At 40.9% G+C, this 15,536-nt stretch carries 13 protein-coding genes and 1 riboswitch; of the genes, 10 read left to right on the top strand and 3 right to left on the bottom strand.

The window, feature by feature from the left end; all coding sequences use genetic code 11:
• Positions 1 to 53: 53 nt before the first annotated feature.
• Complete coding sequence (locus tag KO561_RS13385) at positions 54 to 1,115, bottom strand: DmpA family aminopeptidase (protein ID WP_231093780.1); 1,062 nt, start codon at positions 1,113 to 1,115, stop codon at positions 54 to 56.
• A gap of 119 nt (positions 1,116 to 1,234) precedes the next feature.
• Between KO561_RS13385 and KO561_RS13380 the strand changes: the two genes are divergently transcribed.
• The gene (locus tag KO561_RS13380) at positions 1,235 to 2,458 is read left to right on the top strand and encodes a molybdopterin-dependent oxidoreductase (RefSeq protein WP_231093779.1); all 1,224 of its coding nucleotides are present in this window, start codon (positions 1,235 to 1,237) and stop codon (positions 2,456 to 2,458) included.
• 449 nt (positions 2,459 to 2,907) lie between these two features.
• On the opposite strand, the gene KO561_RS13375 is transcribed toward KO561_RS13380, so the two are convergent.
• A complete protein-coding gene (locus KO561_RS13375) occupies positions 2,908 to 3,459 on the bottom strand; it encodes a thioredoxin family protein (protein WP_231093778.1) in 552 nt (183 codons plus the stop codon).
• 134 nt (positions 3,460 to 3,593) lie between these two features.
• On the opposite strand from KO561_RS13375, the gene KO561_RS13370 reads away from it, so the two are divergent.
• From KO561_RS13370 to KO561_RS13350, 5 genes are all read left to right on the top strand, one after another.
• The gene (locus tag KO561_RS13370; RefSeq protein WP_231093777.1) at positions 3,594 to 4,370 is read left to right on the top strand and encodes a GNAT family N-acetyltransferase; all 777 of its coding nucleotides are present in this window, start codon (positions 3,594 to 3,596) and stop codon (positions 4,368 to 4,370) included.
• A 38-nt stretch (positions 4,371 to 4,408) separates the two neighbouring features.
• Positions 4,409 to 5,467 (top strand): M20/M25/M40 family metallo-hydrolase, encoded by a 1,059-nt coding sequence (locus KO561_RS13365; RefSeq protein ID WP_231093776.1) that lies wholly within the window; start codon positions 4,409 to 4,411, stop codon positions 5,465 to 5,467.
• Between the two features lie 60 nt (positions 5,468 to 5,527).
• A riboswitch (FMN riboswitch) is annotated at positions 5,528 to 5,675 on the top strand.
• Between the two features lie 162 nt (positions 5,676 to 5,837).
• On the top strand, positions 5,838 to 6,422 hold the full coding sequence (locus KO561_RS13360; protein ID WP_231093775.1) for an ECF transporter S component: 585 nt from the start codon (positions 5,838 to 5,840) through the stop codon (positions 6,420 to 6,422).
• 100 nt (positions 6,423 to 6,522) lie between these two features.
• A complete protein-coding gene (locus KO561_RS13355; protein ID WP_231093774.1) occupies positions 6,523 to 7,563 on the top strand; it encodes a serine hydrolase domain-containing protein in 1,041 nt (346 codons plus the stop codon).
• A 163-nt stretch (positions 7,564 to 7,726) separates the two neighbouring features.
• Positions 7,727 to 9,445, top strand: a complete 1,719-nt coding sequence (locus tag KO561_RS13350) for an IS1182 family transposase (RefSeq protein WP_231093773.1) — start codon at positions 7,727 to 7,729, stop codon at positions 9,443 to 9,445.
• Here KO561_RS13350 and KO561_RS13345 read toward each other — a convergent pair.
• Positions 9,414 to 10,361 carry a 1,4-dihydroxy-2-naphthoate polyprenyltransferase gene (locus tag KO561_RS13345; RefSeq protein WP_231093772.1) on the bottom strand — a complete coding sequence of 316 codons (948 nt, stop codon included), beginning with the start codon at positions 10,359 to 10,361 and terminating at the stop codon, positions 9,414 to 9,416. The genes KO561_RS13350 and KO561_RS13345 overlap by 32 nt on opposite strands.
• Positions 10,362 to 10,746: 385 nt before the next feature.
• On the opposite strand from KO561_RS13345, the gene KO561_RS13340 reads away from it, so the two are divergent.
• Genes KO561_RS13340 through menB form a run of 4 tightly spaced genes read left to right on the top strand, consistent with a single transcriptional unit; the run spans position 10,747 to position 15,508 of the window.
• Positions 10,747 to 12,132 carry an isochorismate synthase gene (locus KO561_RS13340; RefSeq protein WP_231093771.1) on the top strand — a complete coding sequence of 462 codons (1,386 nt, stop codon included), beginning with the start codon at positions 10,747 to 10,749 and terminating at the stop codon, positions 12,130 to 12,132.
• 2 nt (positions 12,133 to 12,134) lie between these two features.
• Entirely contained in the window at positions 12,135 to 13,868 is a 1,734-nt protein-coding gene (menD, locus tag KO561_RS13335) for a 2-succinyl-5-enolpyruvyl-6-hydroxy-3-cyclohexene-1-carboxylic-acid synthase (RefSeq protein WP_231093770.1), read from the top strand.
• A 4-nt stretch (positions 13,869 to 13,872) separates the two neighbouring features.
• Positions 13,873 to 14,685 carry a 2-succinyl-6-hydroxy-2,4-cyclohexadiene-1-carboxylate synthase gene (gene menH, locus KO561_RS13330; RefSeq protein WP_231093769.1) on the top strand — a complete coding sequence of 271 codons (813 nt, stop codon included), beginning with the start codon at positions 13,873 to 13,875 and terminating at the stop codon, positions 14,683 to 14,685.
• A 4-nt stretch (positions 14,686 to 14,689) separates the two neighbouring features.
• On the top strand, positions 14,690 to 15,508 hold the full coding sequence (menB, locus tag KO561_RS13325; protein ID WP_231093768.1) for a 1,4-dihydroxy-2-naphthoyl-CoA synthase: 819 nt from the start codon (positions 14,690 to 14,692) through the stop codon (positions 15,506 to 15,508).
• Positions 15,509 to 15,536: the final 28 nt, after the last annotated feature.

The raw sequence follows: 15,536 nt of genomic DNA, 5'->3' as shown, positions 1-15,536 counted from the left end.
GATGTAGCTCTATGGGAGAATACAGCCCAATCGTGTAAGTAGAGGGCCTGTCTTTATAGAGATATTTCAAACGATTGCAAAAGATCCTTGAATGCTGGACGTTCGTTTCCATCTCTCCCTGTAACGGCGGTTGCCGTGACTAGAGAATTTAGAACTGCTTCTTCTGTCGCTTCCCCGACAGCACGAAACGCCGCATCCATCTCTTCTTCATGAATCGTATGAAGGGTATGAAGTGTATGTGATTTTTGATGAGGAATCTTGTTGGCTGTAGAGAAACCGATGGCAATTTCACCACTTCCATTGGTAATAATCGAACCTGTCCGAGCCAAACCAGTATTCGTTCGCTTTAGTATCCGATTTAGTTGACGTTCCGACACAGGCAAATCGGTAGCCACAATCATCATAATCGATCCTTTATCCTTTTCCTCCCAGGATTGAAGGATTCTTTCTTTTAACGTTTTCCCAATTGGGTTCCCTCTGATCGTTAAATCTCGTAAGATTCCGAAGTTCGAAACGACTAACACCCCGAGTGTATAAGAACCGTGCTCCAAATCAATAATTCGAGAGGAAGTACCTACACCACCTTTTAAAGAGTAGCAAAGCATACCTGTTCCAGCCCCGACTGTACCTTCTGTAACCTCTGTTGAAGCAGTTTGTATCGCTTCCATAATGTGTTCTTTTGTAATCACCTTTGCACGGATATCATTTAAAAACATATCGTTACATTCCCCGACTATCGGGTTAACGGTTCCGGTTGTGCGACCTATCTCCGGATTTTGCTCCAGCATATAGTCAATTAATGCATCAGATGCTAGCCCAACACTTAACGTGTTCGTCAATATTATAGGCGTTTCGATTGTGCCAAGCTCCCCAATCTGTATGGCCCCCGTAGTTTTTCCGAATCCATTAATCACATGGGTAGACGCTAGTACTTTTTCTTGAAAAATATTTCCTAAGTGAGGAAGGATAGCTGTAACTCCACTCTGAATATTTTGGTCGCTCAGCGTAACCTGTCCAACGGTTATGTCTCGTACATCGGTAATGCTATTCTTAGGGCCTGTATTCATTTCTCCGATATGTATGCCGTAATCCCTTAGTCTTTTTTGTTTTTTCATTTCTTTAACTCCTTATGTGTGATTGTTCTAATTTTAACACGGAGAGAAAGTATTTCTTCTAACAACAAAGAGGAAGTTGATATATACTAGCTCTAAGAAAGGAAAAGGAGAGATAGCTGATGAGTTGGAAAACATTTTTTTCAAGACGTTTGTCGTTTGGATTAAGATTAACGAGATTGCATCATGCGAATGCTTTTCTTTTTTTACTGCTAAGTGTAACGGGCCTTTTATTGTTTTCGACCTTCTATCGATCTCAGTTTCCATCATCCCGAGTTTGGATTAAAGATATTCATATATGGATTGGAATCATTAGCATTCTTCCGCTTATGTTCTACGCACCTAAGATGTCCAAGCATTTTTTAACCCTTCGTAAAAAGCCTAATCACCGAATCAACTTATTTTTCATCATGGTCCTCTTAATTACCCTTATTTTATCTGGGCTTGTCTTAACTTTTCACCGATACTTTCCTTCTTTTTTTAATACTACGGCTTTATTTATTCACGGTGTTACAACCTGGATAGGCGTTCCATATGCCATCTATCATAGCCTCACTCGTAGCCAGTGGTTTAATCGCTTAAGCAAAAGCAAGCATCAACAACAAGACCCGAAATTTTTCACAGAAGATTTACCTATCTATCGACGTCGTTCATTTTTAAAAATGGCGACTGGAAGTGTTTTGGCGGTTGTTTTCGCTCCAACAATCTGGAAGTGGCTCCGACCATACTTACCAGAGTCTCTACGAACAACAGCTCCAGAAGAAAATAACATGGTTCCATTGCCTAAGCCAGCACATGCAGAACCCATAGGAGGTGGAAGAGAGGGAGAGTTTCGCTACTATACTGTTACAGAAATGCCAACCTTTACGAATGAAAACTGGAGCTTTACGATTGATGGATTGGTTGACACCGCCAAAACGTATCACTGGGAGGAATTTGTGAAGTTGAAGCGAACAGTACAAGTTCATGATTTTCACTGTGTAACCGGTTGGAGTGTTTACAATATAACTTGGGAAGGTATTCCTTTGAAAGAAATGCTCGAACGAGCCGGAATACAAAAGAAGGCAAACTACGTAAAATTCTATTCAGGGGATGGGATTTATACGGATAGCTTAACTATTCGGCAAGCGCTGAACTATGACATGATGGTGGCCGTTCTCATGGATGGAGAGCTTATTCCACAGAAAAGCGGAGGACCTGTTCGATTAATAACACCAGAGATGTACGCCTACAAATCGGTAAAATGGCTTAATCGGATTGAATTAATCGAAGAAGAACATATCGGATATTGGGAGCAACGAGGGTATGCGCAGGATGCTTGGGTTGGACGACCGATGAATAAATAGAGAATAAGGGTAGGGAAGAAGGTACTTGATAACATTTGCAGGAGGACTTTCTTTGTTGCCAGGAAAATATAAAATTGGCTATGTGTGGATAACCTGTATCAACAGCCACGTCCAGCTCCAGCGCGACAGTCGAACCACCTGGCATGGCCAGGCGCAGTCCGTACGTCGCTAAACGAGCGCCCTGAGCTTTTGTTCTTGCCTTACTAGAAACCCAAGGAAACTCATAAAAATTATAAAAAAAGTAAACCCCCACCCGTGACCGCAAAATCACATAGGGTGTGGGTTCTTCTTTGTTCACCTGTTAGGTAGTCCAGAGGGAATCCCCGCCTGAACTCCTTACCGTGCTCTGCCAAGAATGTGTCCAGCATTCTCGGCTATTTTATACCTTCCATGATATGAAATCTCCATATTTCCCTTTTTTACAGACTTTTTCATTTGGGTTCCTACCACTACGAACTAAGCGTTTCTTTTAGGCTGCGATATACTTCGGCCCAAAAATCTTTATTGTCGTGATAGGCTTTTGTGATAAATGTAAACATTTCTTGTTGTTTTTCTTTAAAGTCCTTTGCTTCCTTTTCAGGTAATTTGGAAGTGGCTTCATCCACAAACGTTTGGATTTTCGGTGCACGTGGTCCCCACTTTGCTACTTCATCTCCAGATCCATCGATAAAAATGAAAATGGGAATGGAACGGGATTTTCCATTTGTTAAGTATTGATCCATTAATTCAAGGTTTTGATCTCTTTCAAGAATTCGAACTTCCATATCAGACTTCTCAGCTATTCGTAATAAGATAGGAACATTCATCATCGCATCGCCACACCAGTCTTCCGTTAGGACAATCACTTTTAGTTGTCGTTGTTTCAGTTCTTCAAAAAAGCTGGCGTCTGCAGGTATTTCAAACTCATCATAAACTTTTAATAAATTTTCTTTATGTGTTTCCATCGATTCTATAAAATCGTCTGGATTTTTTCCTTTCACAAACCACTGGTCTAGTGACATTAATTGCACTCCTTCCATGTATAGTTGTAGTGTAAGGTTAGCCCATATAAAAGTAAAGAATATGACTCATTTATAAAAGGATTCCTCAATGGAGGTAGAATATCAATATCAGAAAAGACTTGGAGGAGAACAGAATGGATTCAGGGGAACTTTTACAGGTGTATAATAACCAAATTAGAAAAGGAACCGTACCGCTTGGATTTAAAAAAGAAATCACGCCGCATACGGTCCGTCACGTATCTACGACAGGTGAGAAAGGGTTCATTTCCTTTTCTTCTTTAGATGAGGAGAATGCTAATACTGTTATCGAAGAAGAAATGAGTTATTTTAAGCGTATTCGTCAGGCTTTCGAATGGAAAGTATATAGTTATGACCAGCCTCTAAAATTGAAAGAAGTATTAATGAGTAAAGGGTTTAAAATTGATGAAAAAGAAGCATTGATGGTCATGGACTTGGATGCTAGTCATCCCTTTCTTAAAGCTCCCCTACAAATAGAAATAAAAGAAATAACTGATATGGCAGGGATTGACGAAATTGTTCAGTTGGAGAATGAAATTTGGAATGAGCCCCATGAAGAACTTGGGGAGCGGTTGTGGAGAGATAAACAATCCAATCCCGACTTCTTATATTTATATGGGGTCTATCAAGATGGCCGGTTAGTAAGTGGGGCTTGGGTATATTTAGAGAAAGACACTTCTTTTGCAAGCCTGTGGGGTGGTTCAACCCTCTCTAAATATAGAGGAAAAGGTTACTACACAGCACTTTTGGTAGCACGAGCAAAAAAAGCCTATGAAAGTGGGCGTCCCTATTTAACGGTGGATGCTAGTACGATGAGTAGACCCATCTTAGAAAAAGCGGGCTTTCAATGCCTTGCCTATTCATACGGGTGCCAATCTCCATCCTATGAATAATGTGTGGTACGATAAGAAGGAATAAAGGAGGAAGTATCATGGAACAAATGGACAAAGATTTTTTACTAGAGCTTTTATCGACACCATCTCCTTCTAGTATGGAAATGGATATTCAAAAGAAATGGATGAATTACATAGAGCCGTATGCGGATGATATTTTGACGGATCATGCAGGAAATGCAATCGCCGTATTGAATCCACAGGCAGAGTTTAAAGTTTTGTTGGCAGGTCATTGTGATGAAATTGGTTTGATTATTAATCGCATTGATGAGCAAGGGTATTTGTATGTGCAAAAAGTAGGAGGAGTTAACCCGAAGGCCGCTGTTGGGATGAAGGTTACCATTCTTGGCTATGGAAAAACGCTAACAGGTGTCATTGGAGTGAATGCTCAGCACCATGGCGGTATAAAAGGAGATTTTGAGCTAGAGGATTTATTTATTGACTGTGGCGCAAAATCAAAAGAAGAAATAGAAAAACTTGTTCAAATTGGGGATTTAGCCGTTTATAAACGGGAACCTGAAATCTTAATGGATCGATACATTTCTGGTCGTGGTTTGGATAATCGAACAGGTGCATTTATCGTGGCAGAGGTACTGCGTAGACTTTCAAAAGAAAAGCTAAATGTTGGTGTGTATTCAGCGAGCACGGTGAATGAAGAGACGAACATGGGAGGTGCATTCTTTGCTGCTGCTGGGATAGAACCTACCATGGCTATCGCTTGTGACGTTACTTTTTCAACCGATTATCCCAATGTGAACAAAAGTAAGTACGGGGATATACGACTAGAAAATGGACCAGTTCTGGCAAAGGGAGCTCCAATAAACCGAAAGATCAACATGCTTTTAGAAAATACGGCACAATCATTAAACATGCAGGTGCAATATGAGTTAACCCCAAGTGCTACTGGTACGGATGCAGATATGATGAGAAGAACAGGTCGTGGGGTTCCAGTTAGTCTCGTGTCTTTACCTTTACGTTATATGCATTCTCCAGTGGAAACAGCAAGCTTTCGAGATATGGAAGAAGAAATTGAGTTGCTCGTAACGATGATTAAAAATCTAACTGGGAAAGAAAATTTAAATCCGTTAGAAGATTAAGCAAAACACTTTTCATTTCGAAACATAGTATGTATAATGTCACATATAGTTAAATATCGGTTCTATCTTCGGGGCAGGGTGAAATTCCCGACCGACGGTGATGAATGGCATTGCTATTCTAAGTCCGTGACCTGTTTGATATTCGTCAAATGGCTGACCTGGTGTGAATCCAGGACCGACAGTATAGTCTGGATGGGAGAAGATAAGAGGCAGAGGTATCTTTGTTGTACCTTCTGTTTCCTGTTGCGTGTATTTTCCAACCCAAAAGCCCCTACGTGTGCTTTTGGGTTTTTTAGCGTTTATAGGAAATAGCTGCATCCCTTCATCAAAAAGATTAGAACCGATGAAAAAGATGAAGGAGGAAAAGAAGATGCAAAACCAAGGAACGCAATCTTCAAGATTATTCAAATTAATTATTTTGGCATTACTAGGTACGATTTCGATGGTGTTAATGTTTTTAAATTTCCCTTTACCATTTTTACCGCAGTATCTCAAAATTGATTTTAGTGAGGTGCCAGCATTACTAGCAGCACTTATTTTTTCGCCAATCGCAGGTATCATTGTAGAAGGAATTAAAAATTTACTTTATCTCGTGTACACAGGTGCTGGAGATCCGGTTGGAGTCGTAGCCAACTTTTTAGCAGGGGCTTTATTTATTCTCCCAGTGTCCATGTTATATCACCGCTACAAGGGTGTAAAAAGTCTCGTTTCTGGTCTAGCGACAGGGACTATAGTAATGGCAGTAGGCATGGGGGTTTTAAACTATTTTGTCATTTTACCTGCTTACACGATGTTTATGGGGATGGAATCGATGACCCCAGCCATCAAATGGGCATCGGTTATTGCTGGGATCACACCGTTTAACTTCATCAAAGGGCTTGTGGTTAGTCTCTTGTTTGTGCCGTTATTTGTGAAGTTGAAACCGTGGTTTGAAAAGAAAAAAATGATTGCATAATTATAGCAAAAGGAGCTTGAGTCCAAGCTCCTTTTTTATGCGTTTGTTTACGAACGTTTGTTCTTTTGATATGCTTTATTATAGTTTAAGTGGGAGAGGAATGAGTGGATTGGATTCATCTAGGGTAACGGAAATGATAGATAGCTATGGAGTACGTGGACTTAGCATCGCTACTCTAAAGCAAGGAGAGGTGTTTACAGAAGCATTTGGAGTGAAAAACATAGAACTCCATGATCCCGTAACGGAAGAAACTTTGTTTAATGCGTGCTCTATGAGCAAGCTTGTAACAAGTCTTCTTGTACTATTATTAGTGGATCGAGAAATTTTGTCTTTGGATGAAGATGTGAATCAAAAGCTAAAAAGTTGGAGGGTCCCGGACGATAACTGGACGAGTCGTGAAAAGGTTACATTACGAATGCTATTAAGCCATCAATCCGGTATTAAGGATCCATTACATAGTTTTGGGGAATTAGATTTTCACGCTGGATTCCCAATAATTAAGGACTTGTTGGCGGGGAGAACTCCTTATTGTCAGGAAGCAGTGGAAGTGAGGAACGAGCCAGGAACTACCTTTGAATATTCCGATGCGGGGTTTTGCATTATTCAGCAATTGATTGAAGATGTTTGTAAGGAATTATTTGAAGAAGTAATGAAACAGGAAGTCTTTATACCACTCCAAATGATGAAAAGCAGATATGTTCGTGTTAAATCAGAGTTACTCGAATCCCCATTTTCACTTGGCTACGATAAAGATGGGCAAGAGGTGACGAATTCTATTTATCCATACCCAGCGGCAGCAGGATTATGGACGACTCCTAGTGAATTGATGACAATACTTATAGAAATTATGGATTCTATACACGGAAAAGGTAAACTAGGATTATCACCTAATTTTATAAAAGAAATGTTCACACCACAAGGAGAGGAATGGATCGGTTTAGGTGTTTTTATTGAAGGGAAGAGTTCTGATGTAGAGATGTCTTCTCTTGGATGGGGCAAAGGATTTCAGTCGATGCTCGTTGCTTACCCCTTGTTACGAACAGGTGTTGTGATGATGACGAATACGGATCTTGGTGTTCATCAAATGAAGGGTTTGTTAGGCGATATTTATAAGATTAAAAAAGGAAACCTCATTACATAGAAAGAGGCTGGGACAAAACCCAGTAACTAAAAAGAGTGGCACCCACACCATAAACCAGTGAGTGTCACTCTTTTTTAATAAAATCCCAAAAAAATGTACGCAAAAAGGATACCTTCTGATAATGTTAAAGTTACCACACCCAAACAGAATCGGAGGTATCCTTATGTTTAAACAGTATAACATGAATCAAGTCATTTTGCCGCTAGATTTGGAAATCAAACTACAGGAAAACGATATCGCCTATGCCGTCCATGATGTCGTGGAAGCTATTCCAGATGAGGCATTCACTGGATTTCTGCGTGAAACGGGATGTCCGGCTTATCATCCGCGCATGATGATGAAAGTGGTTTTATGTGCTTATACGCAGTCGGTGTTCTCTGGCAGAAAGATCGAGGGATTACTGAAAGACAGTGTCCGGATGATGTGGCTGGCCCAGGGGTATGAACCAAGTTACCGGACGATTAACCGTTTCCGTGTCCATCCGGAGGTAAAGGAACTATTGCGTCAGTGCTTTGTCCAATTCCGTTGTCAGCTTGTCCGAGAAAACGTCATCGAGGAAGAAGCCATTTTTATTGACGGAACGAAAATCGAAGCGAATGCCAACAAGTTTACGTTTGTCTGGCGCAAAGCGACGGAAAAGTACAGTTCCCGTTTAGTGGAAAAGTCTAACCGGATGTATGAAGAACTATTGGAGAAAGAAATCATTCCAGAAATAGAACGGGAAAGTATGGAGGAACTATCCAGCCAAGAACTCGAAAAAGTGGTGGAAAAGCTGGAGGAGACGGTTGGTGAATATGATAAAAAGATAGAAGCAAGTGAAGACGTAAGCGAACGGAAACAGCTTCGTTCTGAGCGCAAAACCCCTAAACAATACGGCAAGCAATTCAAGGATTTTGTGGTGCGCAAACAAAAATACCAACACGATATGGCCATCTTCGGAGAGCGCAACAGTTATTCGAAAACGGATCACGATGCCACCTTCATGCGCATGAAGGATGATTACATGAAAAACGGCCAGCTCAAAGCCGGGTATAACGTGCAACTTGCGACAGAAGGACAGTATGCGCTCGCTTATGACGTGTTTCCGAATCCAACGGATACGCGTACCTTCACACCTTTCCTGGATAACATTGAGGAACACTTCTTTGACCTACCCAACTATATTGTCGCGGATGCCGGCTATGGAAGTGAACAAAATTACGAAGACGTCATCGAAAATCGGAAACGCACGCCATTGATTACGTATAACCAATACCGGAAAGAAAAGAATAAGAAATATAAGCAGGATGCCTTTAACGTAGCCAATTGGCATTACGATGAGATCGAAGATGCGTTTACGTGTCCAAACGATAAAAAATTAACATTCCGCTATCTATCCAATCGAACAGACCGATATGGTTATACAAGAACATATAACGTCTATGAGTGTGAGGACTGTTTCGGTTGTCCGTTACGTTCGCAATGTACGAAAGCGAAGGAAGGAAACAATCGAAAGATCTATTATAATGAAAAGTGGGAAAACCAAAAAGCATATACGAGACAGCAGCTTTCGGAAAAAGAAACGGGGAAAATCTATGGCAAACGCAAAATAGATGTAGAACCCGTCTTCGGATTTCTGAAGGCTAATTTGCGTTTCACCCGTATGTCGGTGAGAGGTAAAGAGAAAGTAGAAAAGGAACTGGGATTTGCATTCATGGCGGTAAACTTGAGAAAGTACACGGCCATGAATGCAAATCCAACCATAGATGGTGACAATAATTCAAACCAAAATGGTTCCCATCATCGAAAACCGATGATGGGAACCATTTTTAGGTTATTCTTGGCTAGTTATGTCCCAGCCTCTAAATATTCTACAAGGATAATGGATAAATTAACTGAATGATAAGGGATACACCTAACAGAAATCCATAAATCGTATTGGTTTTTGCCGTCGAAACCATAGCAGGAATCATTTCAATATTGATTGTTTTCCCAATGAATCCTTGATACGCATCTTTCGCTTTTTTAATCGCTAAGAAAGTTAAAAGCGACCAAATAGGTAAGATGCCAATAAAGATATATACGGTAGTAATTATAAAACTAGCTAGAAACATTCCGGCTAATAAACGAACCGCGGCATCATGACCGACAAGAATAGCAATCGTTTTCCGTCCGTTTTCCTTATCCCCTTTCAAATCCCTAATGTTATTAGAGAGAAGAATCGTTCCTATGAATATAGCGACAGGAATGGAGATCAACAATGCTTTGCTAGAAACTGCTTCGATTTGAATATAATAACTAATTCCAATAATGACAGTACCCATAAACAATCCAGCAAAGAACTCACCAAACGGGGAAGCGGAAATCGGAAATGGCCCTCCCGTATATAAGTAGCCACATATCATACAAATGGCTCCAATGGCAGCTATCCACCAACTAGTTTCCATACAAATGTAAATACCTAGAAGCAAAGCTACGCCATAAAATGCAAATGCCGTAGTTAACACCGTTTTTGGAGCAACTCCATCTCTTACTATTGCTCCTCCAATACCCACAGATTGCTCATTGTCTAATCCTCTTACGTAATCGTAATACTCATTAAACATATTTGTCGCTACTTGTATTAAAATAGAAGCTAATAGCATTGCTAAAAAAAGCGGAACATGAATGGACTCTTCTAAGCTCGCGACCATTGTACCTACAAAAACAGGTATGAAAGATGCAGTCATTGTATGTGGTCGCAATAATCTCCACCAAACATGGAATCCTTCTTTTTCTTTTAGTGTATTTCTTACATCATTTTTTTCTATAGGTTGCATCGGTGTCTCTCCTTACAATTTGCCTTAAACCCGTATTCTAGACGAGCAAGCATATATCATATTAAGTTTAGGGAATGAGGACAAAGGTGTCAATTGTCATCCTGTTATAAATATTAGGAATTGATACCAATTGTTGAGAATGCTGAAGAAAGGGAATAGAATAGAAGAGAAACGAACGTTTCGTCCAGTCCATACGTGGCCCTGGCAAGGGGGCGCAAGCCGTTGTCCGCATAGGACGGTTTTAGTCTGCAATCCATAATACCGGGCGCCCCGAGCTTTTCTTAGTTCATTTACTTTATATTAAATGGTATTTGTCATATAATGAAACATGTTTTGAATGGGAATTATAGATTTGATGTTTGCCCTATATATTGGAGGGTTATGTATGATTGAGACAGAGATCCCAATGCTGGATCAAGCATTGGAGCAAGCTTTATCAATAGCAAAGGTGGAAGGGAAGCCAAAGCTTATTAGCATAACGGAAAAGATGCATCCTATCGATCCGTTTATATTTTTTGATAGAGGCGCGAAATGGAAGGGAAAAAGAATTTTTTGGTCAAGCTCACAAGAAAGTTTTTTTCTTGTAGGGGTCGGAGAAGCGATCTCGATAGATTCGGATGATAACGAATTTTTGGAAACGGAAAAGCAATGGAAATCCCTGTTAAAAAAGGCTTCTATTTATAATGCCTTTCAAGTACCGGGTACGGGACCTATTGTTTTTGGAGGAGGTTCTTTCGATCCAGAAAAAGGGAGCACAGGCTTGTGGGAAACATTTAAAACAAGTCAGTTTCGCATTCCATCCTTTTTACTAACGATTGCGAATGGGGAAAGCTATGTAACCTTTAATGCGATGGTGGCTTCTGAAAAGGATACCCAGGTCATCAAACAAGATATGTTGCTAGCCAAGCAATATTTAACGACCAAGCAAGAAGGATTACCGGATGGCCCACGAATTGTTCGAAAAGAAGAGATTAACCCTGAACAATGGAAAGAATTGATCGTTCAGGCAACCGATGAAATTAAAAATGGGCAAGCTGACAAGATTGTTTTGGCTCGGGAAATGCGTGTTGATTTTACAGAGAACGCTTATATTTCCTCCATTCTTCAGCAATTACATGAAAGTCAGTCCAATAGTTTTATTTTTGCCTTTGAAAACGAAAAGGATTGTTTTTTAGGTGCTACCCCGGAAAGACTAGTACGACTTCATGATAGTCAATTGTTATCAACATGTCTCGCTGGTACGGCTCCAAGAGGGATGACTAAGGAAGAAGACAAGAAAATCGGTGACGACCTGTTGGCAGATGAAAAGAATCGAGAAGAGCATGATTTCGTTGTGCAAATGATTCGAAACGCTGTTGAGGTGTGCTGTGAAGATGTACAAGTTCCAAGCGAACCCGTTCTCTATCCGCTACGAAACTTACAACACTTATATACACCAGTTCAAGCGATATTAAAAGAAGAATATTCTATTTTAGATGTCGTCCAGCGACTGCATCCAACTCCTGCTCTTGGCGGGGTTCCTCGAGAGAAATCGATGACCTTTATCCGCGAACATGAAAGATTAGATAGAGGTTGGTATGGTGCTCCTATTGGCTGGATGGATTCGTATCAAAATGGGGAATTCGCTGTGGCGATTCGTTCCGCATTGATTCAAGGGAAATCCGCTTCTTTATTTGCCGGTTGCGGAGTCGTGAAGGATTCAGACCCTGAAGCAGAATATCAAGAAACAAATATTAAATTTACACCGATGCTTTCAGTTCTAGGAGGATAATCATGGACCATACGGAGACGTTAACTAGGTATGTAACCAGCTTTGTCGATGAACTTTATCATAGTGGTCTTAGAAATGTTGTCATTTCACCAGGTTCAAGATCCACTCCGCTTGCGCTAACTTTTGCTGAGCATACGGACATCAAGCATTGGGTCAATATGGATGAAAGATCTGCGGCTTATTTTGCGTTAGGTATGGCTAAGCAAACAAAACGACCGGTGGCCTTGCTTTGTACATCGGGGACAGCAGCAGCTAATTATTATCCAGCGATAGTTGAGGCTCACTACAGTCGTGTGCCTCTTCTTGTATTGACTGCAGACCGCCCTCATGAACTACGGGATGTCGGAGCACCACAAGCTATTGACCAAATCGATATGTTTCGGAATTACGTAAAATGGTTTCATGAAATGGCTTTACCAGAGGGAACACCTGCAGTCCTCAATTATGCGCGAAGTAAGGCTTCGCGTGCTTATGCGGTTGCGCTAGAAGGAAATGCTGGACCTGTCCATTTAAACTTTCCGTTTCGAGAACCTCTGGTGCCGGACTTCACGCTTTTTTCACTATGGCAGGATCGATCTGAAGCCTATCATGTTCATTCTGTCGGGAAAAAAGTTCTTAATGAAGCTCAGGTTGAAAGTATCGTAAAAAGATTATCGAACTATTCCAACGGCCTCATTGTGGTTGGTCCACAGGAAGACCCTGAGCTTGCCGAAGCGGTAGTTACGTTGGCACAAAAATGGAAGCTTCCTATTTTAGCCGATCCACTTTCGCAATTGCGAGCTGGCCCGCATCCTAAAGATGTTGTCATTGAAACCTATGATTCCATCTTAAAAAGTGAAAAAGTTCGAGCACATCTCCAACCAGAATTTATATTGCGATTTGGTGCTATGCCTGTTTCGAAGCCGTACTTGTTACTTTTAAAGGAATTCTCTGAAATCGATTATTATGTAGTAGAAGCGCATGAAGGTTACCGAGAACCGGCCGGAAAGGAAACTACCTTTATATACAGTGATCCCGTTGCTTTAAGTCTAGAATTAACGAAAAAGGATGTCTCGTTTAAGTCTGAATGGTTACATAAGTGGGTCACTAGTAATGAAAAAACAAGAGAGATTTTAATGAAAGAAACGACGACAGAATTAACAGAAGGGCATGTCGTCAAATATCTAATCGAAGCCGTACCTGATTCTAGCACAATTTATGTTGGAAATAGTATGCCAGTACGGGATTTAGACTCTTTCCTTATGTCTACTTCCAAATCGCTTACAGTTTTGGGGAATCGGGGAGCTAACGGAATTGATGGCATTACATCGAGTGCGCTCGGGGCTGCCGCATCTGGACAAAAGGTAACCTTGTTAATAGGAGATATATCCTTCTATCATGATTTTAACGGATTGCTTGTCGGCAAGCAGTATGGAATTGATATAACCATTGTCGTGATTAACAATAATGGTGGTGGGATTTTCTCTTTCCTTCCACAGGCGAATCAAGCGGATCATTTTGAAGTGTTATTTGGTACCCCGCTTGATATGAGTATTCAGGATATGGTGGCGTTATATGATGGGAACTATGTCAAACCAGCGACATGGAAAGAGGTTCAATCCGCGATTGAGGAGAGCCACAAGACAAAAGGATTATCTGTTATTGAAATCGGGACAGATCGTAACGAAAATGTCATTTGGCATCGACAAAAATGGCAGGAGATAGAGGCAGAATTGCTTTCTTACTTTAAAGGGTGAGTGCATGTTCGTTGAATTAGAGCACGGAAAATATTGGGTAGAAGATACAGGGGAAGGGAATCCAGTCCTGGCTTTACATGGATTTACGGGTTCTCATCGAACGTGGGATTCTTTTAAGAAGCTAAAGAAATATCGAGTGATAAGCCTAGATTTACCGGGCCATGGAAAGACAGAGGTCCAGAAGGTCTTGTCTATGAAGGAGCTCTGTGACGAGCTTGATCAATTATTAAAAGTGCTAAACCTTTCCTCGGTCTGTCTTTTAGGCTATTCCATGGGTGGACGAATCGCTTTATCATTTGCTGAGTATTATCCGGAGCGTGTTCGAGCACTTGTGCTAGAGAGTAGCTCTCCAGGGATAGAAGAAAGCATAGACCGGTATAATAGAAAAGAAAGTGACGAGCGACTAGCTCAGACAATAGAACAAGAAGGAATGGAAGCATTCGTTAATGATTGGGAGTCTATCGATTTATTCAAGTCCCAACAAAGCTTACCTGAATCAGTTCGAAAAAACATACGTCGTGAAAGATTGCAACACACAGAAAAAGGTTTAGCCTCATCCTTAAGAGGATTTGGCACAGGGAGTCAACCATCTTGGTGGGACGCTTTGTCTGCCACAGATTGTCCGGTTCAGCTGATTGTTGGTGAGCTGGATTCAAAATTTGTTCGGATTGCTAAAGCAATGAAAAAACAGCTACCAGCATGCCATCTTACCGTTGTTTCGAATGTTGGACATGCAGTTCATGTGGAAGATTCCAGATTTTTTGATACAATAGTAGATGGATTTCTATCAAATCTAATAGTTTATGAAGGAGGTTAGTCGAATGGCTATCCAATGGGAAACTATCCGAGAATACGATGAAATATTATTTGAACAATATGGTGGAATTGCAAAAATAACCATGAATCGTCCTGAGGTACATAACGCATTCACTCCGCAAACCGTAAATGAAATGATCGATGCATTTATGAGAGCGCGTGATGATTCCAGTATAGGCGTTATTGTTCTTGCTGGTGCAGGAGACAAGGCTTTCTGTTCAGGAGGAGATCAATCTGTACGTGGTCATGGAGGCTACGTCGGAGAGGACGAAATTCCTCGACTAAATGTATTAGACTTACAACGTTTAATCCGTGTTATTCCGAAACCAGTTGTTGCTATGGTATCGGGTTATGCAATTGGCGGGGGACACGTTCTACATGTCGTTTGTGACTTAACAATTGCAGCAGATAATGCTATTTTTGGGCAAACAGGACCGAAAGTCGGAAGCTTTGATGCAGGTTACGGTGCAGGACTTCTTGCACGTATCGTTGGGCACAAAAAAGCGCGTGAAATTTGGTACCTATGTCGTCAATACAACGCACAGGAAGCACTAGATATGGGATTAGTAAACACGGTTGTTCCTTTAGAAAAGTTAGAGGAAGAAACGGTTCAATGGTGTAAAGAAATGCTTGAAAAATCACCAACTGCTCTTCGCTTCCTAAAAGCTTCATTTAACGCGGATACAGATGGATTAGCTGGACTGCAACAAATGGGTGGAGACGCCACATTACTTTACTACACAACAGATGAGGCGAAAGAAGGACGAGATGCATTTAAAGAAAAGCGTAAGCCGGACTTTAAACAGTTCCCTCGTTTCCCTTAATGAACGATAAAAACCTTTGCAGCTTGCA

The organism is Radiobacillus kanasensis, assembly GCF_021049245.1.
Classification (GTDB): Bacteria; Bacillota; Bacilli; order Bacillales; family Amphibacillaceae; genus Radiobacillus; species Radiobacillus kanasensis.
The sequence above is the reverse complement of the archived record's forward strand: the minus strand, read 5'-3'. Positions and strand labels throughout refer to the sequence as shown.

Bases quoted from the DNA above. Each gene is read 5' to 3' on its own strand.
- menD (WP_231093770.1), top strand. From the start codon at position 12,135: ATGGACCATACGGAGACGTTAACTAGGTATGTAACCAGCTTTGTCGAT.
- KO561_RS13380 (WP_231093779.1), top strand. From the start codon at position 1,235: ATGAGTTGGAAAACATTTTTTTCAAGACGTTTGTCGTTTGGATTAAGA.
- KO561_RS13360 (WP_231093775.1), top strand. From the start codon at position 5,838: ATGCAAAACCAAGGAACGCAATCTTCAAGATTATTCAAATTAATTATT.
- KO561_RS13345 (WP_231093772.1), bottom strand. From the start codon at position 10,361: ATGCAACCTATAGAAAAAAATGATGTAAGAAATACACTAAAAGAAAAA.
- KO561_RS13375 (WP_231093778.1), bottom strand. From the start codon at position 3,459: ATGTCACTAGACCAGTGGTTTGTGAAAGGAAAAAATCCAGACGATTTT.
- KO561_RS13370 (WP_231093777.1), top strand. From the start codon at position 3,594: ATGGATTCAGGGGAACTTTTACAGGTGTATAATAACCAAATTAGAAAA.
- menB (WP_231093768.1), top strand. From the start codon at position 14,690: ATGGCTATCCAATGGGAAACTATCCGAGAATACGATGAAATATTATTT.
- KO561_RS13365 (WP_231093776.1), top strand. From the start codon at position 4,409: ATGGAACAAATGGACAAAGATTTTTTACTAGAGCTTTTATCGACACCA.
- KO561_RS13340 (WP_231093771.1), top strand. From the start codon at position 10,747: ATGATTGAGACAGAGATCCCAATGCTGGATCAAGCATTGGAGCAAGCT.
- KO561_RS13355 (WP_231093774.1), top strand. From the start codon at position 6,523: ATGAGTGGATTGGATTCATCTAGGGTAACGGAAATGATAGATAGCTAT.
- KO561_RS13350 (WP_231093773.1), top strand. From the start codon at position 7,727: ATGTTTAAACAGTATAACATGAATCAAGTCATTTTGCCGCTAGATTTG.
- menH (WP_231093769.1), top strand. From the start codon at position 13,873: ATGTTCGTTGAATTAGAGCACGGAAAATATTGGGTAGAAGATACAGGG.
- KO561_RS13385 (WP_231093780.1), bottom strand. From the start codon at position 1,115: ATGAAAAAACAAAAAAGACTAAGGGATTACGGCATACATATCGGAGAA.